General features: G+C 59.6%; 20 protein-coding genes. 12 read left to right on the top strand and 8 right to left on the bottom strand.

Annotated features, from left to right (window positions below; translation table 11 throughout):
* Positions 1-19 precede the first annotated feature (19 nt).
* Positions 20-1,570 (bottom strand): PLP-dependent aminotransferase family protein, encoded by a 1,551-nt coding sequence (locus KGB25_RS02080; RefSeq protein ID WP_223434116.1) that lies wholly within the window; start codon positions 1,568-1,570, stop codon positions 20-22.
* Positions 1,571-1,660: 90 nt separating this feature from the next.
* Between KGB25_RS02080 and KGB25_RS02085 the strand changes: the two genes are divergently transcribed.
* Genes KGB25_RS02085 through KGB25_RS02095 form a run of 3 tightly spaced genes read left to right on the top strand, consistent with a single transcriptional unit; the run spans position 1,661 to position 3,429 of the window.
* Entirely contained in the window at positions 1,661-2,284 is a 624-nt protein-coding gene (locus KGB25_RS02085) for an FMN-binding negative transcriptional regulator (RefSeq protein ID WP_223434117.1), read from the top strand.
* A gap of 9 nt (positions 2,285-2,293) precedes the next feature.
* Positions 2,294-2,740, top strand: a complete 447-nt coding sequence (locus tag KGB25_RS02090; protein WP_223434118.1) for a GNAT family N-acetyltransferase — start codon at positions 2,294-2,296, stop codon at positions 2,738-2,740.
* 17 nt (positions 2,741-2,757) lie between these two features.
* Positions 2,758-3,429, top strand: a complete 672-nt coding sequence (locus KGB25_RS02095; RefSeq protein ID WP_008030727.1) for a GNAT family N-acetyltransferase — start codon at positions 2,758-2,760, stop codon at positions 3,427-3,429.
* 93 nt (positions 3,430-3,522) lie between these two features.
* Here the strand turns inward: KGB25_RS02095 and KGB25_RS02100 are convergent, their stop codons facing one another.
* The gene (locus tag KGB25_RS02100; protein WP_223434119.1) at positions 3,523-4,422 is read right to left on the bottom strand and encodes a homocysteine S-methyltransferase family protein; all 900 of its coding nucleotides are present in this window, start codon (positions 4,420-4,422) and stop codon (positions 3,523-3,525) included.
* Positions 4,423-4,533: 111 nt separating this feature from the next.
* Between KGB25_RS02100 and KGB25_RS02105 the strand changes: the two genes are divergently transcribed.
* From KGB25_RS02105 to KGB25_RS02115, 3 genes are all read left to right on the top strand, one after another.
* Positions 4,534-5,355, top strand: coding sequence for an ABC transporter substrate-binding protein (locus KGB25_RS02105; protein WP_207284982.1), 822 nt, complete (start codon positions 4,534-4,536; stop codon positions 5,353-5,355).
* On the top strand, positions 5,352-6,188 hold the full coding sequence (locus tag KGB25_RS02110; protein ID WP_008030736.1) for an amino acid ABC transporter permease: 837 nt from the start codon (positions 5,352-5,354) through the stop codon (positions 6,186-6,188). The genes KGB25_RS02105 and KGB25_RS02110 overlap by 4 nt, the downstream gene beginning before the upstream one ends.
* A 378-nt stretch (positions 6,189-6,566) precedes the next feature.
* On the top strand, positions 6,567-8,900 hold the full coding sequence (locus KGB25_RS02115; RefSeq protein ID WP_223434120.1) for an autotransporter domain-containing protein: 2,334 nt from the start codon (positions 6,567-6,569) through the stop codon (positions 8,898-8,900).
* A 78-nt stretch (positions 8,901-8,978) separates the two neighbouring features.
* Here the strand turns inward: KGB25_RS02115 and oadA are convergent, their stop codons facing one another.
* Positions 8,979-10,787: a sodium-extruding oxaloacetate decarboxylase subunit alpha gene (oadA, locus tag KGB25_RS02120; protein WP_008038148.1), complete on the bottom strand. Its 1,809-nt coding sequence runs from the start codon at positions 10,785-10,787 to the stop codon at positions 8,979-8,981.
* A gap of 11 nt (positions 10,788-10,798) precedes the next feature.
* A complete protein-coding gene (locus KGB25_RS02125) occupies positions 10,799-12,214 on the bottom strand; it encodes an acetyl-CoA carboxylase biotin carboxylase subunit (protein ID WP_008030739.1) in 1,416 nt (471 codons plus the stop codon).
* 190 nt (positions 12,215-12,404) lie between these two features.
* Here KGB25_RS02125 and KGB25_RS02130 point away from each other — a divergent pair, with 190 nt between their 5' ends.
* The gene (locus tag KGB25_RS02130) at positions 12,405-13,367 is read left to right on the top strand and encodes a LysR family transcriptional regulator (RefSeq protein WP_008038154.1); all 963 of its coding nucleotides are present in this window, start codon (positions 12,405-12,407) and stop codon (positions 13,365-13,367) included.
* On the opposite strand, the gene KGB25_RS02135 is transcribed toward KGB25_RS02130, so the two are convergent.
* Both KGB25_RS02135 and hexR read right to left on the bottom strand, forming a co-directional pair.
* Positions 13,309-13,518 carry a PA3496 family putative envelope integrity protein gene (locus KGB25_RS02135; RefSeq protein ID WP_008030742.1) on the bottom strand — a complete coding sequence of 70 codons (210 nt, stop codon included), beginning with the start codon at positions 13,516-13,518 and terminating at the stop codon, positions 13,309-13,311. The two genes, KGB25_RS02130 and KGB25_RS02135, sit on opposite strands and share 59 nt — an antisense overlap.
* Before the next feature lie 188 nt (positions 13,519-13,706).
* Positions 13,707-14,573 carry a transcriptional regulator HexR gene (gene hexR, locus KGB25_RS02140; RefSeq protein ID WP_008027445.1) on the bottom strand — a complete coding sequence of 289 codons (867 nt, stop codon included), beginning with the start codon at positions 14,571-14,573 and terminating at the stop codon, positions 13,707-13,709.
* 352 nt (positions 14,574-14,925) lie between these two features.
* On the opposite strand from hexR, the gene KGB25_RS02145 reads away from it, so the two are divergent.
* Positions 14,926-15,240: a hypothetical protein gene (locus KGB25_RS02145; RefSeq protein ID WP_008038170.1), complete on the top strand. Its 315-nt coding sequence runs from the start codon at positions 14,926-14,928 to the stop codon at positions 15,238-15,240.
* Between the two features lie 59 nt (positions 15,241-15,299).
* On the opposite strand, the gene KGB25_RS02150 is transcribed toward KGB25_RS02145, so the two are convergent.
* Entirely contained in the window at positions 15,300-18,167 is a 2,868-nt protein-coding gene (locus KGB25_RS02150) for an EAL domain-containing protein (RefSeq protein ID WP_223434121.1), read from the bottom strand.
* Between the two features lie 258 nt (positions 18,168-18,425).
* On the opposite strand from KGB25_RS02150, the gene uvrD reads away from it, so the two are divergent.
* The 4 genes from uvrD to KGB25_RS02170 all read left to right on the top strand — a co-directional run bounded on the left by uvrD (position 18,426) and on the right by KGB25_RS02170 (position 22,802).
* Positions 18,426-20,609: a DNA helicase II gene (gene uvrD / locus KGB25_RS02155; RefSeq protein WP_008027451.1), complete on the top strand. Its 2,184-nt coding sequence runs from the start codon at positions 18,426-18,428 to the stop codon at positions 20,607-20,609.
* 156 nt (positions 20,610-20,765) lie between these two features.
* Positions 20,766-21,206: an EamA family transporter gene (locus KGB25_RS02160; protein ID WP_223434122.1), complete on the top strand. Its 441-nt coding sequence runs from the start codon at positions 20,766-20,768 to the stop codon at positions 21,204-21,206.
* A gap of 178 nt (positions 21,207-21,384) precedes the next feature.
* Positions 21,385-22,257, top strand: coding sequence for a Tim44 domain-containing protein (locus KGB25_RS02165; protein WP_192229995.1), 873 nt, complete (start codon positions 21,385-21,387; stop codon positions 22,255-22,257).
* Positions 22,258-22,394: 137 nt separating this feature from the next.
* A complete protein-coding gene (locus KGB25_RS02170) occupies positions 22,395-22,802 on the top strand; it encodes an SMI1/KNR4 family protein (protein WP_003187120.1) in 408 nt (135 codons plus the stop codon).
* Between the two features lie 21 nt (positions 22,803-22,823).
* Here KGB25_RS02170 and KGB25_RS02175 read toward each other — a convergent pair whose 3' ends face one another.
* Complete coding sequence (locus tag KGB25_RS02175) at positions 22,824-24,587, bottom strand: cation:proton antiporter (RefSeq protein WP_008027455.1); 1,764 nt, start codon at positions 24,585-24,587, stop codon at positions 22,824-22,826.
* Positions 24,588-24,754: the final 167 nt, after the last annotated feature.

Genomic DNA, 24,754 nt, shown 5'->3' on the forward strand with positions numbered 1-24,754 from the left:
CGGGGTGAGCCGTGACTGCTTAACGCCGCCAGACCTTTTCCAGTCGTCCGAGTGCGGTGCTGATGGCCACCTCGGGCACGGCCGCGAAACCCAGGACCAGCCCGGCACGCTGGTCAACCGGTTTCTGCGAATCCGGCAACCAATAGCTGCTCAGCGCATTGATCTCGACATCGACGCTGGCGGCTTTTTCTATCAATTCGTACTCGCGCGCCTGTGAGTCGACCGCCACCGTCAGATGCAGCCCTGCCGCGACACTCGGCAGGCTGCCGATGCCGGGGATGTTCTGCGGCCAGCCCGCCAGCAACGTATTGCGTCGACTCAGGGCGGCACGGCGCATGCGGCGGATGTGCCGCTGGAAATGCCCGGCGGCCATGAACTCGGCCATCACCGCCTGGGTGCTGACTTCGGAATGCCGGACGTCCACCGCTCGACGTTGAGAAAACGCCTGCACCAGAGCCGGCGGCAACACCAGATAACCCAGGCGCAACGCCGGGAATGCAACTTTGCCAAAGGTCCCGACGTACAAGACCCGGCCCTGCCGATCGAGTGCCGCCAACGGCGCCAGGGGTGCGCCGCTGTAACGGTATTCGCCATCGTAGTCGTCCTCGACGATCCAGCCTTGGTTACGCTCCGCCCAAGCGAGTAATTCAAGTCGCCGCGCCAGGCTCATTACCACGCCGGTCGGGTATTGATGCGAAGGCGTGACATAGGCCAGTCGACAATCGCTGAGCCGGGCCAGTTCGGTGCAGTCGATGCCCTCGCCGTCCACCGCCACCCCATGCAATTTCGCCCCGGCCACGGCGAACGCATGACCTGCCGCCCGATACCCCGGATTTTCAATCGCCACCCCGTCGCCCGGCTCCACCAGCAGCTGTGCACAAAGGCTAATCCCCTGCTGTGCGCCGCTGGTGATCACTATTTGCTCAGCCGTGCACTGCATCCCCCGCGAACTGCGCAAATAAGCGGCGATCAGGCCGCGCAAGCGCGCATCGCCCGCCGGATCGCCATAACACAGCTGCTGCAAATCCGGTTTACGCCAGAAAGCCGCATTCAGCTTGGCCCACACCTCGAAGGGAAACAGGTCGAACGCCGGAACGCCCACCCGAAAAGCCCGAGGCGGACCGCTGGGCGGCGTGGCCAAATGGTTCTTTTCAACGCGCCCCAGCGCTCCGCTGTGGATAACTTTACTGGATGAAACCACAGGTAAATCCAGCCAATTTGTGGATAAGGCTGTGGGTAACCCTGTTGACAACCCTGTGGATACTTTTGTGGATAGTTTTTTCGTGGGCAACGCCGCTTGAGGCAATTGCGCGACGTAAGTCCCGTCCCCGACACGTCCCTCGATGAAGCCTTCTGCGTAGAGCTGATCGTAGGCGCGAACCACGCTGTTGCGGGAAATCGCCAACGCCGCCGCCAAGTCCCGGCTGGCCGGCAATCGAGTGCCACTGGCCAATCGCCCGTCGAGCACCCGCAGGCGCAAGGCCTGATAGAGCTGACGACTAAGCCCCTGACGGCGATCAAGTTCGATACCGGCGGGGTTGAACGATAGGGAAAGCGGCGCTTCGCTCATGGCAATGGACCTATGAAATTGGTCGTTAATGGCTCTTACAACAGACCAATAGCCTGCCTAGGATGGATGCATTCGCCAAGGAATTTTTCCATGTACAACCCCAGCGGCTTTGCCATCAAAGATTTGCATGAACTGCAGCAGCAGATACTCGACACGCGTCTTGCCGTGGTGATTACCCACGACGAGCAAGGCCTGCAAGCCAGTCACCTGCCGTTGCTGTTCAGCCCTGACCAAGGTCCGAATGGCACCCTGTACGGTCATTTCGCCCGGGCCAACCCGCACTGGAAGGCACTGCAAAACGGTGCCGAAGCGCTGGTCATTTTCGCCGGTGCCGACGCGTACATCAGCCCGGGCTTTTATCCGAGCAAAGCCGAGCACGGCAAAGTCGTACCGACCTGGAACTACGTCGCCGTACACGCTTACGGCACCGCAGAGGTTTTCACCGACGCCGACCGCCTGCTCAACCTGGTCAGTACGTTGACCGATCGCCATGAAGCCGGTCGCGACCAACCATGGAAGGTTGCCGATGCACCCGCCGACTACATCGACGGCATGCTCAAGGCCATCGTCGGGTTTGCCCTGCCGATCCAGCGCCTGGAAGGCAAACGCAAACTCAGCCAGAACCGCAGCACCGCAGACATCGCCGGTGTGCGCGAGGGGCTCGCCGCCAGCCCCAACGTGCACGACCAGGCCCTCGCCCACTTGATGCGCTAAGGATTGAACATGAGTCAGATTGAAATCCGCCAGGTCACCGCTGCTGATCACACTGCGTGGCTGCCGTTGTGGCAAGCCTACCTGCGCTTCTACAACACCGAACTGCCTGAGGCGGTCACGGACAGCACATGGCAACGCCTGCTCGACTCGAATGAACCGACTCATTCGGCATTGGCGTGGAGCGATGGCAAAGCGGTCGGCATGGTGAACTTCATCTACCATCGGTCGAACTGGAGCATCGAAAACTCCTGCTACCTGCAAGACCTGTTGGTAACACCCGAAACCCGCGGCACCGGCGTCGGCCGAAAACTGATCGAATTTGTCTACGCGACCGCCAAAGCGGACGGCTGCTGCAAGGTCCACTGGTTGACCCACGAAACCAACGCCACCGCGATCCAGCTCTACGAGCGCATCGCCGAGCGCCCTGGTTTCATCCAGTTCCGCAAAGCCCTTTAAGGTTCAAGGAGAACGACATGACGACTTCACTCGCAGACTGGAAAGGCGTCCCGGCGCCAACGGTGCAAACCATCGAAGGGCGCTTCATCCGCCTGGAAAAACTCGACCCGGCACGCCATGGCGACGGTTTGTTCAAAGCCCTGCAAGGCCCCGGTGCCGACCCGAAACTCTGGGATTATTTGCCTTACGGTCCTTTCCCGGAGCGCAGCGTTTTCAACGACTGGCTGAACAATCACGCGGCCAACAGCGACCCGTATTTCTTCAGCGTGATCGACCGTGCCAGCGGCGATGTGCAAGGCATTCTCAGCTTGATGTCGATCGTTCCGTCTCAGGGCCGTATTGAAATCGGCCACGTCACCTTCGGTGCGCCGATGCAGCGTTCGCCGAAAAGTACCGAGGCTGTGTATCTGCTGGCCAAAGAGTCGTTCGCGCTGGGCTACCGGCGTCTGGAGTGGAAATGCAACAACGGCAACGCTCGCTCCAAGTACGCGGCTGAGCGCTTGGGGTTCAGTTTTGAAGGGGTGTTCCGCCAGCACATGGTGGTGAAGGGGCAGAACCGGGATACGGCCTGGTATTCGATTCTGGATTCGGAATGGCCGGTGGTTGGGGCGGGGTTTGAGCGGTGGTTGAGTGATGAGAATCAGACGGGGTCGGGGCAGGTGAAAACTCTGGCTGAGTGTCGCGGGTAAATCAGCGGCGCCTGGACGGACGCCTTCGCGGGCAAGCCTCGCTCCTACGGGATCATACGAACCTGTAGGAGCGAGGCTTGCCCGCGAATGGCATCACACCAATTTCTGGGCAAGCACCGCAATATGCTCCGGCCCAATCCCGCAGCACCCACCCAAATGGCTGGCACCGCGCTCTTTCCAGTCCGCCGCCCAATGCAGGTAGCCCGGCGGGTCCAGATCGTCGCGCAACGGGTCCAGACCATCATTGGCTGTCGCCTCTTTCGGTTGCGGCGGGAAGGCATTGGCGTACGCGCCGATGTGAATCTTCACCCCCAGACGCTCGAACGTTGCCCGCGCCGCATCAATCGCCGCACCGATCACTTCCGGCTGGCTGCAGTTGAACAGCAACGTCTCGACGCCCAGCTGCGCAGCCACCGCAGCGGCTTCGGCCACAGGTTCGCCGGAACGCAAACGCGGGACTTCGTCCGTGTCCTCATCCTTCAGGGTAAACGACAGCCAGAACGGCTTGCCGTCCTTCGGCAGACCGGCGTGAATCGCTCGCGCTTCCACGATGGAGCTTTGGGTTTCAGCCAGCCACAGGTCGACATGCGGGGCCAGCCCCTCGACCAGCGGCGCGAGCAATTCCGTCACCCGAGTCGCGTCGAACAAATCCGGCCGATAGGAACCGAACAACGGCGGCAATGAACCCGCCACACGCACCGGTTTGCCCGCAGCGTCCACCGCACGCCTGGCCAACTCCCCGGCCAACGCCGCGAGGGCTCGACCCTCAGCCGCAAAACGTTCTTCGCCAATGTGAAAAGGCACCACCGCATAGCTGTTGCTGGTGATCACGTTCGCGCCGCTTTCGATATAAGCCGCGTGCACCGCCTCGACGGCCTGCGGCGCTTCGCTCAAGGCCAGCGCCGACCATTCCGGCTGTCTGAACGGCGCACCGCGGCGCTGCAACTCACGACCCATGCCGCCATCCAGAATCACTGTGCTTGCTGCGCTCATATGCTTTTCACTCATATGCTTATGAAAATAACTCACTACCAGAGTCGTTCTTATAACTATTTAATACGCACCATCCGGTTAATAACAACCATTTTTTTTTAGGGCTCGACTGTGAAACTTCAACCACTACTGGCCCTGGGCCTGACGATTCTGGCTGCCTCCACCCAAGCCTTCGGCGGCGCCACGCTGGACCGCATCGAGCAAAAGAAAGAACTGGTCGGCGTGCTGATGGAAAGCTATCCGCCCTTCTCGTTCCTCAATGACCAGAACCAGCTCGACGGCTTCGACGTTGATGTGGCCAAAGCCGTGGCCAATAAACTCGGGGTCAAATTGCGCCTCGAAACACCTTCCTGGGACGTGATCGCTGCCGGCCGCTGGAGCGGGCGCTACGACATTTGCATCTGCTCCATGACCCCGAGCAAGGCCCGCGCCGAAGTCTTTGATTTCCCGGTCGAGTACTACGCCTCACCCGCGGTGATCGTGGTCAACGCCAAGGACGACAGCATCCACAACGCCAAGGACCTGAGCGGCAAGAAAGTCGGCCTCACCAGTGCTTCCAGCTACGAAAGCTACCTGAACAAAAACCTGGTGATCGAAGGCGCCGAAGACACGCAGTTGCAGTACCCGTTTGAAAACGTGCAGATCGCCCCGTACGACACCGACAACGTGGCGTTCCAGGACCTGGGGCTGGGCGCTGGCGTGCGACTGGATGCGGTCCTCACCAACCTGGTCACCGCGCAGCCGCGCCTGACCGAAGACAAACGCTTCAAGCTTGCCGGCGAACCGCTGTACTCGGAGCCAAACTCGGTGGCCATCGAAAAAGGCGATGCACAGTGGGACGCCAAGGTGCGTGACGTCTTCGCGCAACTGAAACAGGACGGCACCCTGAGCAAACTCTCGCAAAAATGGATCGGCGCCGACATCAGCAAATGACTTCCTTTCCCAACCCACCTCAGCCGCCACAACCGGTGGCTGAGTCCCGGCTGCAACGGATCTTCGGTTTTCGCACGCGGCTGTACCTGACCTGGGCGGCAATGCTGGGTCTGTTCGCCAGTTTCTTCCTGAGCTTCGACCTGAAGTTCTCGATCATCCTCGACAAGCTGCCCAACCTGATCGGCCTGCACCTGGCGCCGAACGGCTTTCTGCAAGGCGCGGCGCTGACCCTGTTTTTGTGCCTGTGCTCAATCGTCGCGTCGTCGCTGCTGGGCTTCATCACCGCCCTCGCACGGCTGTCGAAAAGCGCCGTGGCCTTCGGGATTGCGAGTTTCTACGCCTCGTTCTTTCGCGGCACTCCGCTGCTGATCCAGATCCTGCTGATCTACCTCGGCCTGCCGCAACTCGGCATCGTGCCGGGCGCCGTCGTCGCCGGCATCATCGCCCTGTCGCTGAACTACGGCGCGTACCTGAGCGAAATCTTCCGCGCCGGCATCCTCGGCGTCCCCCACGGCCAGCGTGAAGCCTCGCTGGCACTGGGCATGCGCGAAACCGTGATCTTCTGGCGCGTCACCCTGCCGCAAGCCATGCGCACCATCATCCCGCCGACCACCAACCAATTCATCTCGATGCTCAAAGACTCGTCACTGATCTCGGTGATGGGTGTTTGGGAGGTGATGTTTCTGGCGCAGTCGTATGGGCGCTCGAGCTATCGCTACATCGAGATGCTGACGACGGCGGCGGTGATTTACTGGGTGATGTCGATTGGGTTGGAGCTGATTCAGGCGCGGATGGAGCGGCATTATGGGAAGGCGTATTTGAGTCGTAGTTAGCGAAGGACTGCAGCTTTCGAACCTGCGCAACCCTTGTAGGAGCCGGCTTGCCGGCGATGGCGATCTCAAGGACGCCATCGCCGGCAAGCCGGGCTCCTACAAGTACCTCCAGAGCAATGAATCGAGGCGTCACAGCCTTTGGCTCAACGCGATGAGCTGTGGGTAGACGAGTTTCCAAGTCGTAACAAACAGACCAGTCCTGAAATGCTGTAGGCAAAAACGCTCGCTCATGAAGGCCACTGCGCGATTAGACTTCAGGGTTAAATATTAGCTACAACCGAATGTCCAAGACCCTGCAAAAATGCCGGAAACGCCCGGCATTCAAGGCCAGGGCCTGCCTCCTAAAGTTCGACCTCCTGAAAAACGAGGTCGTACTCAATGCCCAAGCCTTACCCTCATCGCCCGCACCGAATCGCGTTGGCGGTCGCCCTCACACTCGGCAGCATCGAGTTGTCCATGGCTCAGCAAGCAGAGCTCGATACCGTCATCGAAGCCCCCGCCAAGAAGGCTCGTGCAACGCCTTGGCCTAAAAGAGATGACCTTCTGGCGATCAAAAATTTCATTGGCCCTATGTCGCATGCCGCCAACGCCGCTGCGCCTGAGCCGATAGAATCGTCCATTCCGGTGGTATCCGCACCACCGGCTCCAGAACCTGTGGATCTTTACGCAGACCTCTACGAGTTTCCCGAAACTCTCAACGATTCACTCTTACCAAACCTGCCCGAAAAAGTCGCAGAGCGCATCGCCGCCGAACCGGCCATCAATGACCTGTTAACGACCGGGAAATTGATCCCTGCGACGGAACAGCATAATCAGGCCCACAAGACACCTGACACACCTTCCGAACCGGTAAACGACGACGTCCCGCTCACGTTCGAGGACTTTGCAAAAGCCGACACAACCAAGCGCACTACTGCGTCAGGGCGGTACACAAGCATCGACGGCGTCTCACTGTCGCTAGGGGACGCAAATGACCTGTTGATAATCAACAAGGGCGCCAGCTTTTCAGGGGAAATACAGGGCGGCGACGGGGTGAACGGCATACTCCTGGACTCCCCCGAAGGTGGCGTACTCGGCCAGACCCGTAACTTCCTTGGGTTGCGAGTTGCCCGAGGTGCCTGGTCCTTGACCGGCAAAGGTGACTTTGACGTAGGAGCAGAAGTGTTGAACGGTGCGAAGCTGTTCAACATGGGCAGTATCGCGGGTGATGTCGACGTTTTCGAGGGTGGCACCTACGGTGGGCACGGTGAAGTTCGCGACTTGTTCGTAGGGGGCACGTTAATGGTCACTGAGGCGCTGGGGGCGCCACACGTCAAAGGAGACCTGATCCTTACGCGAAACGCCACGCTGTCTTACGCAGTAACCGCTGCCGGTCAAATGCCAACCCTTGTGGTCGACGGTGTTGCGGACCTTTGGAACGCCTCTCTGAATGTCGCTGCACTGCCGGGCAGCTATTCAACCAGCAACGTATACACCCTGCTCCGAGCCAGCAAAGTGGACGGTGAATTCGATCGTGTCACCAGTAATCTGGCGTACCTGACTCCAAAACTATTCCAGTCCGAAACCGAGGTGATGCTGCAATACACTCGCAACGAATTGCCACTGGATGACTTCGCCCTCGACAACAACAGTGAGAACTTTGCCCTGAGTGTTGTGGAGCCTGCCGCCTCGGCAAATGCCGCCATTACTGCCCTGCTCGGTTCGACCGTGGATACTGCGGCCAATGCCCTCGATCAACTCGCTGGTTACAGCACCGCCAATCTCGCCAAGATAACGCTGAACAGCGACGCTCCGGTGAGCGCCAGCATGCTTTCGGCCATGCGTCAGTTGGATGACGCCTATAGCAAACCCGGCAGGCGAAGCAGCTCACCTCGCCTGGCTGCCGGTAGCGAAAACGAAGGCAGAGTCTGGCTGCAAGCACTGGGGCACGGTGGAAAAGTGGATCGTGATTTTGACGCTCTGCAACATTCCACCAAGGGTCTGGTAATGGGCGCTGATTGGAGAGTTGATGAGGAATGGCGCCTGGGTGTGATCGGCGGCAAATCCGACACTCGCCTGGATAGCCGCACACTCGATGGTCGCCTCGATAGCTGGCATTTGGGGGCCTATGCACTGCGCCGGAATGGACCGATGTCGCTTCGTATGGGGCTCTCCCATAACAGCCACGATGGCAGCACCAAACGTCGAGTAGCCTTCAACGGATTCAGCGACAACCCCAAAGGTCGATACGACGCCAATACGCAGCAAGCCTTTGCGGAAGTGGGTTACAACGTGGGTCGCGACGTCTATACCATCGAGCCGTTCGCCAGCCTCGGCTATCAGCGCTATCAACGCGACGGCTATACGGAAAAAGGTGGGGACGCGACCCTGAAAGTCTTGGGACAAACACGGAACAACGTCAACAGCACCTTCGGTCTGCGCGTGGCGAAGCTCAACACGCTGAACAACGGAATCAAGTTGACCCCACATCTGAGCGCTGGCTGGAAACATACCTATGGAGAGGTCTTAAGCCACACCCGGCAAAAACTGGCGACCGGAGGCACGCGTTTCACCGTGGAAGGTGCGCCGCTGGATCGCAACAGCGTGATGCTCGATGCCGGGCTCGACCTGTCGCTTTCGGCGCGGCATACGCTGGGCGTTGGCGTCACCGGGGAGATCGGCACCGACAGCCGAAATCATGGCATCACGGGCCAATGGCGAATGACCTTCTAAACCCCATAAATACCGGGCGAAAAAAAAGGGGAGCACATGCCCCCCCGAGGTTTAAAGCGTTGTATCGAGGCTGTTAACTCAGCCTTCGATCTCGATCAGGATTTCGCCCGGGTTGACCCGGTCGCCCTTGGCCACGTGGATGGCGGTGACTTTGCCGGCGATGGCCGCCTGCACTTCGGTTTCCATCTTCATCGCTTCGGTGATCAGCACGGCCTGGCCGGCTTTCACAACGTCGCCTTCCTTGACCAGCACGTCGACGATGTTGCCCGGCATGGTGGTGCTGACGTGGCCCGGTGCCGTGGCTTGTTTGCGCTTGCTGCTGCCGCCGCTGACGAATTCGTTGAGTGGTTCGAACACCACTTCTTCCGGCATGCCGTCGATGGACAGGTAGAAGTGACGCTTGCCTTCAGCCTTGACGCCGACACCGGTGATGTCGACGCGGTAGGTTTCGCCGTGGACGTCGATGACGAACTCGGTCGGCACGCCTTCGCCGCCGGCAGAGGCTACGCCGCCCGCTTCCGGAATCGGCAACAGCACTTCTGGAGTGAGGGTGCCGGCAGCGCGTTCCTCGAGGAATTTGCGACCGATGTCCGGGAACATCGCGTAGGTCAGCACGTCTTCTTCAGACTTGGCCACGGCGCCGATTTCGGCACGCAGCTTGGTCATTTCCGGCTTGAGCAGGTCAGCCGGACGAACGTCGATCACTTCTTCGCTGCCGATGGCCTGGCGACGCAGTTTTTCGTTTACGGTGCCTGGCGCCTTGCCGTAGCCGCCTTGCAGGTAGAGCTTCACTTCGTTGGTGATGGTTTTGTAGCGCTCGCCGGCCAGCACGTTGAAGAACGCCTGGGTGCCAACGATCTGCGAGGTCGGGGTTACCAGCGGCGGGAAACCGAGGTCTTCACGAACGCGCGGGATTTCGGCCAGCACTTCGCTCATGCGGTTCAGCGCGCCCTGCTCTTTGAGCTGGTTGGCCAGGTTGGAGATCATGCCGCCCGGTACCTGGTTGACTTGCACGCGGGTGTCGACGGCGGTGAATTCGCTTTCGAACTGGTGGTACTTCTTGCGCACGGCGTAGAAGTACAGGCCGATCTCTTGCAGCAGTTCCAGGTTCAAGCCAGTGTCGAATTCGCTGCCTTTAAGGGCGGCGACCATCGACTCGGTGCCAGGGTGGCTGGTGCCCCAGGCGAAGCTGGAGATCGCGGTGTCGATGTGGTCGGCACCGTTTTCGATGGCCTTCATCTGGCACATCGCAGCCAGGCCAGCGGTGTCGTGCGAGTGAATGAACACAGGCAGCGACTGCTCGGCTTTCAGTGCCTTGACCAGTTCGCCTGTGGCATATGGGGTCAGCAGGCCGGCCATGTCCTTGATTGCCACCGAATCGCAACCCATGGCTTCCATTTGCTTGGCCTGGTTCACGAATGCCTCGATGGTGTGCACCGGGCTGGTGGTGTAGGCGATGGTGCCTTGGGCGTGTTTGCCCGCCGCTTTCACCGCTTCGATGGCCACGCGCAGGTTACGCACGTCGTTCATGGCGTCGAAGATGCGGAACACGTCGATGCCGTTGACCGCCGCCTTGGCAACGAAGGCCTTGACCACGTCGTCGCTGTAATGGCGGTAGCCCAGCAGGTTCTGGCCACGCAGCAGCATTTGCAAACGGGTGTTAGGCAACGCCGCGCGCAGTTGGCGCAGACGCTCCCACGGGTCTTCTTTGAGGAAGCGTACGCAGGCGTCGAACGTCGCGCCGCCCCAGCACTCCAGCGACCAGTAGCCGACTTTGTCGAGCTTGTCGCAGATCGGCAGCATGTCTTCGGTGCGCATGCGGGTGGCGAGCAGCGATTGGTGGGCGTCGCGCAGGATTGTGTCGGTAACGTGGATTTGCTTGCTCATTGTTCTATTCCTCACAGGCCTGCGTGGGCGGCGATGGCGGCGGCGATGGCCAGGGCCAGCTCTTCGGGTTTGCGCTTGATCGAGTAATTGGTCAGTTCAGGGTGGCTTTCAACGAAGCTGGTATTGAACTGGCCGCTACGGAATTCCGGGTTACGCAGGATTTCCTGGTAGTACGCGGCGGTGGTCTTGACCCCTTGCAGACGCATGTCGTCGAGGGCGCGCAAGCCACGGTCCATCGCCTCTTCCCAGGTCAGCGCCCACACCACCAGTTTCAGACACATGGAGTCGTAGAACGGCGGAATGGTGTAGCCGGTGTAGATCGCCGTATCGGTACGCACGCCAGGACCGCCGGGTGCGTAGTAACGGGTGATCTTGCCGAAGCTCGGCAGGAAGTTGTTTTTCGGGTCTTCGGCGTTGATCCGGAATTGCAGCGCGAAACCGCGGTGCTGGATGTCTTCCTGTTTCACCGAAAGCGGCAGGCCGGACGCGATGCGGATCTGCTCACGCACGATGTCGATGCCGGTGATTTCTTCGGTGATGGTGTGTTCAACCTGCACCCGGGTGTTCATCTCCATGAAGTACACCTCGCCCTCGGCGAGCAGGAACTCCACGGTGCCGGCGTTCTCGTAACCCACTGCCTTGGCTGCGCGCACCGACAGGTCGCCGATGTAGGCGCGCTGTTCCGGGGTCAGTTGCGGGCTTGGCGCGATCTCGATGAGCTTCTGGTTGCGGCGCTGGATCGAGCAGTCACGTTCGAACAGGTGCACCACATTGCCAAAGCTGTCGCCGAGGATCTGCGCTTCGATGTGTTTCGGGTTGACGATGCATTTTTCCAGGAACACTTCCGCCGAACCGAAGGCCTTGGTGGCTTCAGAAATGACTCGAGGGAATGCTTGTTCAAGTTCTTCTCGGCTGTCGCAGCGACGGATACCACGGCCACCACCACCAGAAGTCGCCTTGAGCATCACCGGATATCCGATGCGGTCGCCTTCGACCAAGGCTTCGGCGATGTCCGCGACGTTGCCCTCGGTACCCGGGGTGACGGGTACGCCAGCCTTGATCATGCTGCGACGGGCTTCAGTCTTGTCGCCCATGCGGCGAATCACTTCAGCCGATGGACCGATGAACTTGATGCCGCGTTCTGCGCAGATATCTGCCAGCTCAGCGTTTTCCGAGAGGAAACCGTAGCCGGGATGCAACGCATCACAACCGGTTTCTACTGCCAGATTCACCAGCTTGCGCGCATTCAGGTAACCGGCCAGTGGCTCGGCACCGATGCTGTGGGCTTCATCCGCACGCTTCACATGCAAGGCATGGCGGTCGGCGTCGGAATAGATCGCAACCGAGCGAATGCCCATCTCGGCGCAGGCTCGCACGATTCGTACGGCAATCTCACCACGGTTGGCGATCAGGATCTTTGTTATCACTTGGAGTTTCCCTTGAGCCGGTGGTACCCACGACCTGCTAGACCAGGTCGACGCGTGACCAAATGTTTCAATTCAGTCGCAGGCCCACACTAGCCCCCGCAAGGGATTAACAAAAATGATTAATTATTGGGTCAGGCATAAGTAAAGACTTATAGTTGATGTATCAGCCTGCGGCAGGAGCTTTCAGATAATGCGTAAGTCATTGATGCGTATGACATTGCGTCAATTGCAGATCTTCAATGAGGTCTGTGATTTACGGTCTTACAGCCGTGCGGCGGACGAAATGTCGCTCACACAACCTGCCGTGAGCCTGCAGATTCGTCAACTTGAGGAGCTGATTGGTCAGCCTTTGTTCGATTACGTCGGCAAAAAACTCTACATGACCGAAGCGGCTGAAGCGCTTCAGCGGGCCAGCCGGGATATTTTCGGGCGCCTGGAAAACCTCGACATGCAGCTGTCGGACATGCAGGGATCACTGCAGGGGCAACTGAAACTGGCGGTGGAATCCAGCGCCAAGTATTTCGTGCCGCACCTGTTTGCCGCGTTCAAGCGCCAGCATCCGGAAGTGAATCTGCAACTGACCGTGGTCAACCGTGGGCAAGTGATCCGCCGTCTCTCCGACAACCGCGACGACCTGGTGATCATGTCCATGGTGCCGCAGGACATGGGGCTGGAGTTCCTGCCGTTCCTCAACAATCCGATCGTGGCCGTGGCGCCGCCGGATCATCCGCTGTGCCATATGGGACCGTTGCGCTTGCAGGACCTCGAACCCTACACGCTGCTACTGCGCGAACCCGGCTCGGGGACGCGACTGGCGTGCGAAGAGTATTTCAAAGAGAAGCGCGTGCATTTCAACCAGACCCAAGAGGTCGCATCGGCCGAAGCTCAGCGTGAATGTGTACTGGCGGGTCTGGGCGTCGCGCTGTTGACGCGCCACGCCCTGAACCTGGAGTTGGCGACCGGCGGACTGATCGAGTTACCGGTCGAAGAACTGCCACTGTTTCGCAGCTGGTGCCTGGTGCAGGCCAAGGCCAAACGGCTGTCGCCGGTGGCTCACGCATTCCTTGCGTTTATCCGCAGCGAACGGGTGCAGATCAGCGCCCTGGTTGAGCGTTTCGACGGGAAGTTGCGGGAGCTGCCTGCCAGTAGTTGAGTTCCAGCTCGGGAAAATCACCGATCTCGGCCAGCAACTGGCGGCGTTCGCAGCGATCTTCGATAGCGCGGCGAAATTCCATGCGGCGCTGGTCTTCTTGCTGACGACGGGTTTTGACGGCGCTGTTGCGTTCTTCGTAGGGCTGGGCCATTTCGAGTCTCCCAAGGCGATTACGGGAGTTACAGGATGGGCGCGAGGGATGACGGTTTGGCGGCTTGCGCGTTACAGGCAGATGAAAGTTGTCATGTTTGAGGACGCCTTCGCGGGCAAGCCTCGCTCCTACAGGTTTGCATTGTTTGTAGGAGCGAGGCTTGCCCGCGAAGACGCCCTCAAGACGAATCAGTCGTCCAGGGCTTTCACCGATTTGGGCGACAACCGCAAGCTGCGCAGGCTGCGCTTGACGCTCTTGAGGTGGTTGACCAGGCTCGGCCCGCGCGCCATGGCTACGCCCATCGCCAACACGTCGATCACCACCAAATGGGCGATGCGCGAGGTCAGCGGTGTATAGATTTCGGTGTCTTCATGCACGTCGATGGCCAGGTTGACGGTCGACAGCTCGGCCAACGGTGTCTGGCTCGGACACAAGGTGATAAGCGAGGCACCGCTTTCACGCACCAGATTCGCGGTAATCAACAGATCCTTGGAACGCCCGGACTGGGAAATGCAGATCGCCACGTCAGTCGGCTTCAAGGTGACCGCCGACATCGCCTGCATGTGCGGGTCGGAATACGCGGCTGCCGTCAGCAGCAACCGGAAGAATTTGTGCTGGGCATCCGCCGCCACCGCACCTGACGCGCCAAAGCCATAAAACTCGACACGCTGGGCCTGGGACATCAGCGATACCGCTCGCTGCAACTCCACCGGGTCGAGCTTCTCGCGAACCTCCATCAGGGTGTGCAGGGTCGTGTCGAAAATCTTCAGGCTGTAGTCGGCGACCGAATCGTCTTCATGGATCGCGAACTGGCCGAAGCTCGCACCGGCCGCCAGGCTTTGCGCCAGCTTCAGTTTCAGATCCTGAAACCCGGAACAACCGATGGCGCGGCAGAACCGCACGATGGTCGGCTCGCTGATGCCCACGCTGTGGGCCAGGTCGGCCATGGAGCTGTGCATCACCGCCGCCGGGTCAAGCAGCACGTGGTCGGCGACCTTGAGCTCCGACTTGCGTAACAGGTGGCGTGACTGGGCGATGTGTTGCAGCAGATTCAAGGGGCTGGACTCTTTGTTATTGGCAGGCGCCGGGGATGTAGCAAGCTTGTAGTTATACTACATGAATTGGCTTTTTGCCTGCTCATTGCGCAACCGAATCCCTCGTTTTCAGGCGTGCGCGCTTCATGTAGCACTCATTATCAGAGCCGCAGCGCAACCGAAGCACACCCTTAGGCTAACAACCCTCCCTGATCGACTCACTCAAAGTAGCAGGGTCTTAGTTGCTACAAGTGCAAAAAACAAAACACTCAAACTTACAAATGCAAATAACAACCCTCTTCCAAAAACAACTTCACCTAGTTACCTTGATCGTGCAGGAAGCAATCAAACCTAATTAAAGGAGTTACACACTATGAGCATTAAAACCAAAGACTGGACCGCACAAATTGACCGTATGCCTGGCGCAGCTTCTTTCCGCGCTTTCGGCACCGTAACCGTTGCACACACAGGCATTACCCCCAAGCTGGTAATGACCGATCTTCAGGATAAATCCTTTGATCTGCGACTGGAGTTGATTCTTGAAAACTCCAACGAAATTTCGCTGCAAGTTGAAACAGACAAAGTTGTCGAATATAAAGCACTGGGGGACTCTAATGTTTCCGGCGTGAGCATCTTTTATAAAGGTGAAAAAATTCACCACATCGATAAAGTTCTGATTACAAACTAAGCCTATAAACACCTTCCCGTCATTTTAGTGGCGGGAAGGTGTGATTGTGCGACACACCTTCAGTAGGCGGATTGCGCTCGCAGAAGGTCCGCCAACCCACCCGCTTCTATCGGGCGACTGATCAAATACCCCTGCACTTCATCGCAGCGCTCAGCCTGCAAAAACTCAAGCTGCTCCGACCGCTCCACGCCTTCAGCCACCACCTTCAACGACAACCCGTGGGCCATCGCAATGATCGCCCGGGTGATCGCCGCATCCACGCTCCCCTCCCCCAGGCCGCGAATGAATGCCTGATCAATCTTCACGTAATCCACCGGAATGCGCTTGAGGTAGCTCAGGGACGAATAGCCGGTGCCGAAATCGTCGATGGCCAGCTTCACCCCAAGATCACGTAGCTGCTGGAACGTCGCGATGATGTGCTCAACGCTGTCCAGCAACTGGCTTTCGGTAAGCTCCAGTTCGAGGTAGTGCGGCGCCAGCCCGGTTTCTTCCAATACCTGACGCACCAGGCTGACCAGCTTGCCCTGGCGCAATTGATGCACCGACAAATTGACCGATACCCGGATCGGCTCCAGCCCCTGACGTTGCCATTCGCAGGCTTGCCAGCACGCCTGACGCAACACGAACTCGCCGATCGGGCCGATCAGCCCGGTTTCCTCGGCCAGGCCGATGAAGTCCGACGGAGGCACGCGACCCATGGTCGGGTGATCCCAGCGCACCAATGCCTCGGCGGCATTCAGCCGGCCTGTGGCGAGGCAAAGCTTGGGTTGGTAAAACACTTTAAGTTGATTTTCTTCGATGGCTTTACGCAGCTGGTTTTCCAGCTGCAAGCGCTCAAGCGTGCTGGCTTGCAGACTGTCGGTGTAGAACTGGAAATTGTTGCCGCCCAAGTGTTTGGCATGTTGCATGGCCATGTTCGACTGACTCACCAGCGCGGAGATTTCCCGTGCGTTGTCCGGCAACATGCTGATGCCCATGGACGCGCTGACCACCAGCTCGTGCCCCTCGACGGTCACCGGCAAACGCAGCTTGGCCGACAGGCGAGTCGCCACCCGCGCCAGGCTCGAAAGGTTGCCGTAAGCGTCGAACAGCACGGCGAACTCATCGCCGGACAATCGGGCGATGGTGTCTGCTTCCGGCAGTGCGTTGACCAGCCGCCGGGCCATTTTCTGCAACAACTGATCGGCGATTTCATGGCCAAGGCTGTCGTTGAGCAACTTGAAGCGATCAAGATTGATGTGCAACAACGCCAGACTGCGCCCGCCCTGGCGCACGCGCTGATGGGCTTCACGCAACCTTTCGCGGAACAATGAACGGTTGGCCAGGCCAGTCAGTTCATCGTAGTGAGTCAGGTAACGCATGCGCTCTTCGGATTCGCGCCGCGCCGAGAGATCGGCGAAGAAGCCGACGATATGGCTGACATTTCCCCGCGTATCGCGTACGGCGTTCAATTGCAGCCATTGCGGATACAGCTCGCCGTTCTTGCGCGTTTCCACCAGCTCGCCCTGCCAGCTGCCGTGTTGCTCCAGCGCCTGATGAATCGCCCCGTAGTGGCGACGGGCATCGCGACTGCACGGCAGCTCCACGACGTTGCGCCCGAGCATGTCGTCGATGTCGTAGCCCGTTAAGCGGCTGAACGCCTGGTTTACCGCGATGAGTGCGTAATTCGGATCGAAAATCATGATGCCTTCGCTGGCGGCCTCGAACACCGTCGCCGCCAGTTGCTGCTGGGCTTCCAGCATCTTGCTGGCGCTGATGTCGCGGCGGGTGCCGACCATGCGGATCACCCGACCGCCGTCACTGCGCTCCACCGCTCGACCGCGGTCCTCGATCCAGACCCAATGACCATCGCCATGGCGCACGCGGTATTCGATCTGATAGTCCTCGCTGCGGCCCTTCAGGTGCTCGACCAGTGCGCGCCTCAGCGACGGCAAGTCCTCGGGATGCAGGCGCGGCTTGAGGTGACGCAGCATGGCCGTCACGAATTCCGGCTCCAGGCCGAACAACTCTTGAATATGAGTGTGATGGACTTCGTCGGTTTGCAGGTTCCAGTCCCACAGCCCCAGTTCACTGGCCTTCAAGGCCAGCGCCAGGCGCGCCTCGCTTTTGCTCAGGGCCTGGTTGGCAGCATCCAGCTCCAGGCTGCGCTGGGCGACGCGGCTTTCCAGCCCAATCTGAATTTCTCGCAACTCGTCTTCGGCACGACGGCGCTGATCGATTTCTTTGGCAAGATCATGGTTCAACTGGTCGCTGCGGCTCTGGGCCTGCTGCAAATGCTCGATCAATGCCTGATTCTGGAAGCGGCGCAACAACCCGCGATCAATCAGCCGATTGACCTGCCAGGCGACCACGCTCAACGCTCCCAGCAAAATCAGGCCGAACCAGCCCCAGCCCTGCTCCTGCTCGTCACCGCCCCAGAACAGGTAGGCGATGGCCGGTAACAGGCACGGCAAGGTGAAGGACAGGAAGGCTGGCAGGCTGACGGCATAAGCGACGCTGGCCGAGAGGGCTGCCGCGCCGATCAGGCCGAACACCCAGGCTTGCTGGATGAAATTGTCGGCGGGCACCAGGGCAATGCCGGCGCCGGCCAGGGTCAGGCCGGTCATGGCCGAACCGAGCAAAAACATGCGACGCCAGACCGGATGGGCCTGGCGATTGGGAATGGCCGAATCGAAAGCGGCGACCTGAATCACCCGCAGCGCCACCAGCGACAATAGCCACACCAGCCAGACGCTGACCAGGAAGTAGCGCTGCGGACTCCAGAGCAATCCCGCACACACCAGGCCATTGATCAGCATGAACAGCGTCGGCAGCAACGAGCCTTGATAAAGCAGGCGCGTGCGCTCGACCGCCATTTCCATGGCGTACTGTTTGCGGATAACCCGGGGCTCCACAGTGGGGCCCGACAGGTCGGAGCTGAGGGTCATAGGCAATGTTCTTGTTCTTATAATGATGAGCATGAGCCCGAAACGTGGACGGAGCATACACAAGCCAATGCCCTTACCAAACTGCTCCAGATCATAATTTCTGCAAAAGCCCGGAGCCCTTTTACCCCCTGGAAACGCTGGAAGCGAGCCCCGCCAACGCCTGCAGCCAGTGACCGACCGGTCGTCCTTCGCGTATCTTTCATCGGCTAAAGCAAAGCGGGGTTTGCCCGGTGTGGCGCCGCCCCCTAGAATGCCCCGATGCGCGATGATCTCTCCCTTCTGCTGAACTCCCTCAACGATGCCCAACGCCAGGCCGTAGCAGCCTCCGTGGGTCGTCAGTTGGTCCTGGCCGGTGCTGGTTCCGGTAAAACCCGAGTGCTGGTGCACCGTATCGCCTGGTTGATCCAGGTCGAAAACGCCTCGCCCCACTCAATCCTGTCGGTGACCTTCACCAACAAGGCCGCTGCCGAGATGCGTCATCGCATCGAGCAGTTGATGGGTATTAACCCGGCCGGCATGTGGGTCGGCACTTTCCACGGCCTGGCGCACCGCTTGCTGCGGGCGCACTGGCAGGAAGCCGGCCTGAGCCAGACCTTCCAGATTCTCGACAGCGACGACCAGCAACGCCTGGTCAAACGCGTTATTCGCGAATTGGGTCTGGACGAGCAACGCTGGCCGGCCCGTCAGGCGCAGTGGTTCATCAACGGGCAGAAAGACGAAGGTCTGCGTCCGCAACACATTCAAGCCAGCGGCGACCTGTTCCTGGCCACCATGCGCAGCATTTATGAGGCCTACGAGGCCGCGTGCCTGCGCGCTGGCGTGATCGATTTCTCCGAATTACTGCTGCGAGCCCTCGACTTGTGGCGCGATCACCCGGGTTTGCTGGCGCACTATCAGAAGCGCTTCCGGCACATCCTGGTGGACGAGTTCCAGGACACCAACGCCGTGCAGTACGCCTGGCTGCGACTGTTGGCCAAGGGCGGCGACAGCCTGATGGTGGTGGGCGACGACGATCAGTCGATCTACGGCTGGCGCGGCGCGAAAATCGAGAACATCTATCAGTACTCCGACGATTTCCCGGACGCCGAGACCATTCGTCTGGAGCAGAACTACCGCTCCACTGCCGGTATCCTCAAGGCAGCCAACGCCCTGATCGCCAACAACACCGGGCGCATGGGCAAAGAGCTGTGGACCGACGGCGGCGAAGGCGAAGCGATCAATCTGTACGCGGCGTTCAACGAACACGATGAAGCACGCTACGTGGTGGAAACCATCGAAAGCGCGCTGAAAACCGGCTTGGCTCGCAGCGATATCGCGATTTTGTACCGCTCCAACGCCCAATCCCGCGTTTTGGAAGAAGCCTTGCTGCGCGAGCGCATCCCGTACCGCATCTATGGCGGTCAGCGCTTCTTCGAGCGGGCTGAAATCAAGAACGCCATGGCTTACCTGCGTTTGCTGGAAGGTCGTGGCAACGATGCAGCACTGGAGCGGGTGATCAACGTTCCGGCGCGCGGCATCGGCGAGAAAACCGTTGAAGCGATTCGCGACCATGCGCGCCACAGTGATGTGTCGATGTGGGAAGCCATGCGCCTGCTGGTTGCCAATAAAGGCCTGACCGGTCGCGCAGCGGGTGCGCTTGGCGCGTTTATCGAGCTGATCGAGAACCTCGCCGCCAAGTGCATGGAAATGCCGCTGCACCTGATGACCCAGACCGTCATCGAGCAGTCCGGTCTGATTGCCTATCACGAAGCGGAAAAAGGCGAAAAAGGCCAGGCTCGGGTAGAAAACCTTGAGGAACTGGTCAGCGCCGCACGCAACTTCGAAAACGCTGAAGAAGACGAAGACCTGACCCCACTGGCGGCGTTCCTCGGTCACGCGTCGCTGGAGGCTGGCGATACTCAGGCCGACGAGCACGAAGACAGCATTCAGCTGATGACTTTGCACAGCGCCAAAGGCCTGGAATTCCCTTACGTGTTCCTGGTGGGCATGGAAGAAGGCCTGTTCCCGCACAAGATGAGCCTGGAAGAGCCGGGTCGCCTTGAGGAAGAACGTCGTTTGGCCTACGTCGGCATTACCCGGGCGATGCAGAACCTGGTGATGACCTATGCTGAAACCCGACGCCTGTATGGCAGCGAAACCTACAACAAGGTCTCGCGTTTCGTACGTGAAGTGCCGAAAGGCCTGATTCAGGAAGTGCGCCTGTCCAACAGTGTCAGTCGCCCGTTTGGCGGCGGCCAGCAGCAGAGTTCCAGCAGCCTGTTTGGCGGCAGCGAGATCCCGGACACCGGGTTCAGCCTCGGTCAGACCGTACGGCATTCGGTGTTTGGCGACGGCGTGATCCTGAACTTCGAAGGTGCCGGCGCGCAGGCCCGGGTGCAGGTGAACTTCAGCGAAGGCAGCAAGTGGCTGATGTTGGGTTACGCGAAACTGGAAGCGATCTAAGGGTTATCGGCTTTTCTGTAGGAGCGAGCCTGCTCGCGAATGAGGGCGCCGCGGTTTATCCGGAAAACCGTGGTGCGGCTATCGCGAGCAGGCTCGCTCCCACAGGGGTTTGTGGTTAATCCACCTCGGCAGGTTGATCTTATAAAGGCGCGAACCATGGGCTCAGGTTTCTTTTCTTCCTGGACATTCTGGGCCCTGATGTCGGCAGCTTTTGCCGCCATGACCGCGATCTTTGCCAAAATCGGCATCGAAAACGTCAACTCCGACTTCGCCACGTTGCTGCGCACCGCGGTGGTGTTGGTCAGCCTGGCCTTGATTTTGTACGCCACGGGCCAATATCAGTCATTAGGATCGATCTCGGCCAGGAGCTACCTGTTCCTGCTGCTGTCGGGACTGGCCACCGGTGCCTCGTGGATCTGCTACTTCCGCGCATTGAAACTGGGGCCGGCCTCGCTGGTCGCTCCGGTGGACAAACTCAGTGTGGTGCTGGTGGCGGTGCTCGGCGTGATCCTGCTGGGTGAAAAACTCGACCTGCGCCAATGGGGCGGAATCGGCCTGATCACGGCCGGTGTGGTCATGCTTGCGCTACGACGCTAGGCCCCTTCCTACAGAACCTATCCACTCGTCCTACGGACCAAAGTTAACAGGCCTTATTGCCCTGACTGAAGCTGAACACGACCTGTCAGGCAAAAGCCCGAAACACTCTGCCGCTAGCCAGTAACACTTCAGCTGTGCAACATGGCGCGCGTGCCATCCACAAATGGGAATTCCCTTTATGAAACGTTTTCTTAGCATCGCCATGGCGTTGTGCATCGGCCTGACGATGAGCCTCGACGCCAACGCCAAGCGCTTTGGTGGCGGCAAGAGCTCCGGCGCTGCGCCGACTCACCAGACCAGCCAAATGGCTCCTTCTTCTGCTGCAGGTGGCGCTGCTGCCACTGCGGGCGCGGCCGGTGCCGCTGGCGCTGCCGCCAAGGCCGGCGGTGCTTCGCGCTGGCTCGGCCCTCTGGCCGGTATCGCGGCCGGTGGCCTGCTGGCTTCCATGTTCATGGGCGGCGGCTTCGAGGGCATGCAGATCTTCGACATCCTGATCATGGCCGTCATTGCCTTCCTGGTCTTCCGTTTCATCGCCGCTCGTCGTCGCAAGCAACAGGAGCACCTGGCTCCGGCTGGCGCCCCGATGCAGCGTGAAGTGTTCGAGCAGAAGCCAAGCGCCATGGGTTCGATCTTCGGTGGTTCGGCCGCTCCGGCTGCCGCTCGTCCGGTCATCAACGCGCCAGCCTGGTTCAATGAAAAGAACTTCATTGAAGCGGCCCGCAACCACTTCCAGTCCCTGCAGCAACACTGGGACGCCAACGAAATGGACAAGATCGCCGAGTTCGTGACCCCGCAGCTGCTTGAGTTCCTCAAGCGCGAACGTGCCGATCTGGGTGAGGGTTTCCAGTCCACCTACATTGATAACCTCAATGTTCAACTGGATGGCGTCGATGATCGCGCCGACAAGACCATCGCCACCCTGACCTTCAGCGGCGTGTCGAAAACCTCGCGTTTCGACCAGGGCGAAGTGTTCAGCGAAAGCTGGAACATGGAACGTCCACAGGGTGAGAACCAGCCTTGGCTGGTTGCCGGTATCCGCCAGAACGGCTGAACCGACCTGCGTTAAATGTGTCGCAACAAAAACCCCGGCCTCGGCCGGGGTTTTCTATTTCACGGTTGCATCTATAGCGAGCTACTGTATAAACCGCCCCAACTAAACCGCGCCATACAAGCAAGAGGATCCCGGACGTGGAAGAAATCATCGAACAACTGCGTGAAGCCAACGAACCGGTACCGGTCCCCTTGGAGCTGCCCGACGAAGATCTGCTGGTCGAAATCGAAGAACAACTGTTCATCGACATCCCATTTGTTTTCAGAGAATTTTTGCTGACCGTCAGCGACGTGGTCTACGGCAGCCTGGAGCCGGTGACCGTCACCGACCCGCAATCCCACACCTACCTGCCGGACGTTGCTGCCAACGCCTGGGACGCCGGTGTCGATCGCAGCCTGATCCCGATCTGCCAGGACGGTGACGACTACTACTGCGTCGAAGAAGACGGCACTGTAGTGCTGTGGCAAGCCGAAGAAGAGCTGATTGCCGAAGAAACCTGGGAATCGGTGTGGCACTGGGCACGAGACGTCTGGCTGGAAAGCTGAGCCGTCTGACGCGCCGCGTGGTCAATGCCCCGAAGATTCCTTGTGATTGTCCAGGGTTTCCAGCAAGGCCACCTGCATCCGCGTGTGCACGCGGATGAACCAGCGCCAGAGCAGCGCCGCCACGGCGGCCGCGACCACGACAATCAGCACCAGCAACTTGTTGGTCGGCAGAATACTGGCCGACAAGGCTGCCAACAGCAGGAAGATCACCAACAGCGAAAGGATCGGGATCACCTCGGCGATCACCCGACGCACTCGCTGCGTGTGACGGCCGGCCATCTCCGGTTTCACGCCCATCTCCGCCAACAACATCGACAGTGCCTTGAGCTTGCGATAGGCGGCGATCAGGAACGGCAGCGACAACAGCAATGCCCCACCCCAGATCAACGCCTTCTGCCAGCTTGGGTCGCTGATCCAGTCCTGCAAATAGGGAGACATCCGCTCGGCAAAAAAAGCGCCCGAGAAGAAAATCGCAATCACCAGCGCCAGATTGACCCCCACCTGCAACAGAATCCTCCGGATCATCGACGCCAGTAGCGCGCCCTCGCCCTGAGGCTGGATGCTGCGCAGCCATTCGCCATACATCCCCAATACGCGGCCCAACCGCTGCGGCATCACGCCAGCCAGTTTGATCGACAGCGGATCAGCCGCGCGGATCAGATACGGCGTCAGCAGCGTAGTGATCACCGACACCGCAACGGCGACCGGGTACAGGAAGTTGCTGGTGACCTGCAGGGTCATCCCCAGTGCCGCGATGATGAAAGAAAATTCGCCAATCTGCGAAAGCCCCATTCCCACGCGCAGTGAGGTGCGTCCGTCATTGCCAGCGATAAAGGCTCCGAGGCCACAGGACAGCATCTTGCCGAGTACCACCGCGACGGTAATGACTGCGATTGGCCAGGCGTATTGCAGCAGGATCATCGGGTCGAGCATCAGCCCGATGGCGACGAAAAAGATCGCACTGAACAGGTCGCGAACCGGCTCGATCAGGCGCTCGATCTTCAGCAATTGCCGCGACTCGGCCATGATCGCGCCAATCAGGAACGCGCCGAGCACCATGCTGTATTCAAGCTTGACCACCAACAGGCAGAAGCCGAAACACAGGCCCAGCACGGTGATCAGCAGCATCTCGTTGCTTTCGAATTTGGCCACGTAGGCCAGCAGGCGCGGCACCAGCAGAATCCCGATTACCAGCGCGACGATCATGAACAGCGAGAGCTTGCCGACCGTGGAAAACACTTCGCCGGAACTGACCGTGCCACTGACCGCGATGCTCGACAGCAAGGCAATGATGCCGATGCCGAGAATGTCCTCGACGATCAGTACGCCGAAAATCAGCTGCGCGAAACGCTCGTTTTTCATCTTCAGGTCATTGAGTGCCTTGACGATGATGGTGGTCGAAGAGATGGCCAGGATCGCGCCGAGGAACAGCGAGTCCATGGTGTTCCAGTCGAACCAGCGGCCGATTTCGTAGCCGATCCAGATCATCAGCACGATTTCCAGGAACGCCGCGATAAACGCCGTGGCGCCGACCTTGAACAGTTTGCGCAGGCTGAACTCCAGGCCCAGGCAAAACATCAGGAAAATCACCCCGAGTTCGGCGAGGGTCTTGATGGTTTCTTCGTCGTGGATCAGGCCGAAGGGTGGCGTGTGCGGGCCGATGATGAACCCGGCGACGATGTAGCCGAGGACGACCGGTTGTTTGAGGCGGTGAAACAGTACGGTCACCACGCCTGCGACCAGCATGATCACTGCCAGATCCTGAATAAAACTGATGGCATGCATGGCGTGGGGCTCCTTAAGGTCGACTTTCGGAGGTTAACACCGCGACTTCCGTCAGAAAGGCGGTGCAATATATGGAAACAGATCGATCCGGCGTGACGGCGATCACCCGCCCGGCGTCCCGATAACTGTGGTTTGAAAAAACCGAACAGGCACCCGCAGAGGTGCAC

The organism is Pseudomonas sp. BF-RE-21, from assembly GCF_019947305.1.
Classification (GTDB): Bacteria; Pseudomonadota; Gammaproteobacteria; order Pseudomonadales; family Pseudomonadaceae; genus Aquipseudomonas; species Aquipseudomonas migulae.

Coding starts and splice junctions, on each gene's coding strand:
- KGB25_RS02160 (WP_223434122.1), top strand. CDS start 20,766: ATGGGCTCAGGTTTCTTTTCTTCCTGGACATTCTGGGCCCTGATGTCG.
- KGB25_RS02090 (WP_223434118.1), top strand. CDS start 2,294: ATGAGTCAGATTGAAATCCGCCAGGTCACCGCTGCTGATCACACTGCG.
- KGB25_RS02175 (WP_008027455.1), bottom strand. CDS start 24,587: ATGCATGCCATCAGTTTTATTCAGGATCTGGCAGTGATCATGCTGGTC.
- KGB25_RS02085 (WP_223434117.1), top strand. CDS start 1,661: ATGTACAACCCCAGCGGCTTTGCCATCAAAGATTTGCATGAACTGCAG.
- KGB25_RS02100 (WP_223434119.1), bottom strand. CDS start 4,422: ATGAGCGCAGCAAGCACAGTGATTCTGGATGGCGGCATGGGTCGTGAG.
- KGB25_RS02080 (WP_223434116.1), bottom strand. CDS start 1,570: ATGAGCGAAGCGCCGCTTTCCCTATCGTTCAACCCCGCCGGTATCGAA.
- KGB25_RS02095 (WP_008030727.1), top strand. CDS start 2,758: ATGACGACTTCACTCGCAGACTGGAAAGGCGTCCCGGCGCCAACGGTG.
- KGB25_RS02165 (WP_192229995.1), top strand. CDS start 21,385: ATGAAACGTTTTCTTAGCATCGCCATGGCGTTGTGCATCGGCCTGACG.
- oadA (WP_008038148.1), bottom strand. CDS start 10,787: ATGAGCAAGCAAATCCACGTTACCGACACAATCCTGCGCGACGCCCAC.
- KGB25_RS02145 (WP_008038170.1), top strand. CDS start 14,926: ATGAGCATTAAAACCAAAGACTGGACCGCACAAATTGACCGTATGCCT.
- uvrD (WP_008027451.1), top strand. CDS start 18,426: ATGCGCGATGATCTCTCCCTTCTGCTGAACTCCCTCAACGATGCCCAA.
- KGB25_RS02130 (WP_008038154.1), top strand. CDS start 12,405: ATGCGTAAGTCATTGATGCGTATGACATTGCGTCAATTGCAGATCTTC.
- KGB25_RS02115 (WP_223434120.1), top strand. CDS start 6,567: ATGCCCAAGCCTTACCCTCATCGCCCGCACCGAATCGCGTTGGCGGTC.
- KGB25_RS02135 (WP_008030742.1), bottom strand. CDS start 13,518: ATGGCCCAGCCCTACGAAGAACGCAACAGCGCCGTCAAAACCCGTCGT.
- KGB25_RS02150 (WP_223434121.1), bottom strand. CDS start 18,167: ATGACCCTCAGCTCCGACCTGTCGGGCCCCACTGTGGAGCCCCGGGTT.
- KGB25_RS02110 (WP_008030736.1), top strand. CDS start 5,352: ATGACTTCCTTTCCCAACCCACCTCAGCCGCCACAACCGGTGGCTGAG.